This window comes from Actinomycetospora sp., from assembly GCF_055612215.1.
Genome location: NZ_JBVPVA010000629.1, coordinates 1 through 2508 on the forward strand (window position 1 = coordinate 1; position 2508 = coordinate 2508).

The 2508-nt window shown below is 75.7% G+C and carries 2 protein-coding genes and 1 pseudogene; 2 read left to right on the forward strand and 1 reads right to left on the reverse strand.

All coding sequences use genetic code 11. The annotated features are described in order from the left end of the window. Positions 1 to 185: 185 nt before the first annotated feature. Positions 186 to 1880: an ABC-ATPase domain-containing protein gene (locus AC0CYZ_RS17280; protein ID WP_472217524.1), complete on the reverse strand. Its 1695-nt coding sequence runs from the start codon at positions 1878 to 1880 to the stop codon at positions 186 to 188. Between the two features lie 58 nt (positions 1881 to 1938). Between AC0CYZ_RS17280 and AC0CYZ_RS17285 the strand changes: the two genes are divergently transcribed. Next, a complete protein-coding gene (locus AC0CYZ_RS17285; protein WP_472217526.1) occupies positions 1939 to 2310 on the forward strand; it encodes a hypothetical protein in 372 nt (123 codons plus the stop codon). Continuing rightward, positions 2303 to 2508, forward strand: a pseudogene (locus AC0CYZ_RS17290) (hypothetical protein); the annotation flags it as partial. The gene AC0CYZ_RS17285 and the pseudogene AC0CYZ_RS17290, both read left to right, overlap by 8 nt.

Sequence of the window (2508 nt, forward strand, 5' to 3'; positions counted from 1 at the left end):
GCACCCGGGGGTCGGGACGTACCACGGCACCGGCTTCCCGGTGCACGCCTCCGGCCCGGGTGCGACGCCCCCGGCCCCGACCGGCCCCCCGCCGCTGCTCGGGCAGCACACCGCCGAGGTCCTGGCGGAGGCGGGTTACGACGAGGACGAGATCGCGGACTTCCCGACGGGCTGACGCGCGGTGCTCACGCCCCGCCCCGCAGCAGCTCCCGGACCTTGAGCGTCCGCAGCCGGTTGAGGGCGGCCGCGACCTCGTGACGGCGCGGGACGACGAGGTCGGTGGCGTCGCGCGGGCCGCCGAGCAGGGCGTCGACCCCGGTCCGGGCGAGCTCGGCGTCGAGGAGGTCGAGGCCCTCGCCCAGCGGGATCGTCCCGTCGAGCACCCCGTCGCCCAGCAGCGCCAGCGCCCGCCCGATCCCGGTGACCTGGGAGCGGTCGACGATCTGCTCCACGGCGGCGAGGTCGACGTCCTCCTCCCCGAAGGTCAGGGTGTCGACGCCGCGCGCGGTGACGCGGCGCTTGCCCTGCCGGCCGGTCGGGTCGAGCGACGACGGGTCCACGACGCGGCGGGTGACCGGCGGGAAGCCCGAGTGCTCGACGGCCCGCGTGGTCCCCTGCGCGGCGATCTCGTGGGCGCGCGCCGTCACCTCGGAGGCGGCGTAGGAGTCCATCATGACCACGGTGTCGGCGACCCCGAGGTAGTCGCCCGACCCGCCCATGACCAGCACCGACGACACCCCGCGCTCGGTGTACAGCGGGCGGATGCGCTCCACGAACGGCACGAGCGGCTCGGTCTCGATCAGCTGCTGCATCCGGCCGTCGCGGATCATGATGTTGGTGGCCGAGGTGTCCTCGTCGACGAGCAGGACCCCCGCGCCGGCCTCGACCGCCTCCACCATCGACGCGGCCTGGCTGGTGGAGCCCGAGGCGTTCGTCGTGGAGAAGTCGTCGGTGGGCTCGCCGCTCGGGAGGTGCGAGACGAACGCCGAGACGTCGGTGCGCACGACGCTGCGGCCGTCCTCCGCGCGGACCTTCACGGCGTCGGCGCGGGCCACCACGCGCTCGCGGCCGTCCCCGGGCCGGTGGTCGTACACCCCCGCCTCGATGGCGCGCAGCAGCGTCGACTTGCCGTGGTAGCCGCCGCCGACGATCAGCGTGACGCCCTGCGGCACGCCGAGGCCGGTGACGTCGCCGGCGTTGGGCGTCGGGATCGTCACGCGCAACGACGCCGGCGACCCGAACGGCGTCGCGCCCTCCAGCGGGCGGTCGTCGACCCCGGAGCGGCGCGGCAGCACCGCCCCGTCGGCGACGAACGCGACCAGCCCGCGGTCAGCCAGCGCGGCTCGCAGCGCCACCGCGTCCTCGACGGTGGTGACGAACTCCCGGGCCGCGCGGCGGTCGTCGTCGGGGAGCTCGTCCCAACGCAACCGCGCGACGGCGGCCGGCAGCGTCTCGCCGAGCAGCGTCGCCGCCTCCCGCCCGAGGATGCGGCGCTTCGGGCCGGGCATCGGCACACCGAGCTCGACGGTGACGGTGCCGTCGGCGTCGATCCGTCCGGCGCTGCGCTCGAGGACCTCGGGGCCGCCGGCGTCGACGTAGACCGGCGTGCCCCGCAGCGCGCCGCGCAGGCGGTGGAGCAGGAACCCCGACAGCGCCCGGCGACGGTCGGCCGTCGTCGTCAGCTCCTCCGGGGCGGCGCCGGGCAGCGTCACGCGGACCCGGGACGGCGGCGCGAACGGGTCCGCCTGGACGCGCACCACCGTCAGGGTCGCGGCGGTCCGCCCGTCCAGCGGCCAGTCCCCGACCAGCGACTTGTAGCGGCCGTAGCTCTGGCCGTCGAGGCGGCGGAGGGTGCTCGCGAGGTCGTCGTTCCCGGACATGGCGGCCAGGGTGCCCGAGACACGACCCGCGCATGTCGGCGGTGGGAGGATGGCGGACGTGATCATCCCGGTCGCCTGGGTGCTCGGCGTCGCTGCGCTCGCGTGGGCACTGTGGTGCGCCGTCTCCGCGGCCGTGGACCAGGCGCCGACGTACCGGCACCGCCTGGGCCTGCTCGTCCTCGAGGTGGTCGCGGTGCTCCAGGCGCTGGTCGCCGTCGTGCTGCTGGTCGTCCAGGGCGGGCGCGGCGCGGGGGCCGTCGCGGAGATCGTCGGCTACCTGATCGCCGTGGTGATCGCGCTGCCCATCGGGGCGGCGCTGGCGTACGGGGAGCGGTCGCGGTACGGCTCGGTGGTGCTCGCGATCGCGGGCGTCACGCTCGCGGTGCTGGTGCTGCGCACGACGCAGGTCTGGGAGGTCACCCGTGTCTGAACCGGCGACGACGACACCGCGGCGGCGGATCAACAGCGGGCCCGGCGTCGTCCTGCTCGTCGTCTACGTGATCTTCGCGATCTCCGCCGGGGCCCGCGCGGTCTTCCAGATCGCGGTGCAGTTCCAGGTCGCGCCCCTGGCCTACCTGCTCTCGGCCTTCTCCGCGGCGGTGTACATCGTGGCCGCGGTGGCGATCGG

Coding starts and splice junctions, on each gene's coding strand:
- AC0CYZ_RS17280 (WP_472217524.1), bottom strand. CDS start 1,880: ATGTCCGGGAACGACGACCTCGCGAGCACCCTCCGCCGCCTCGACGGC.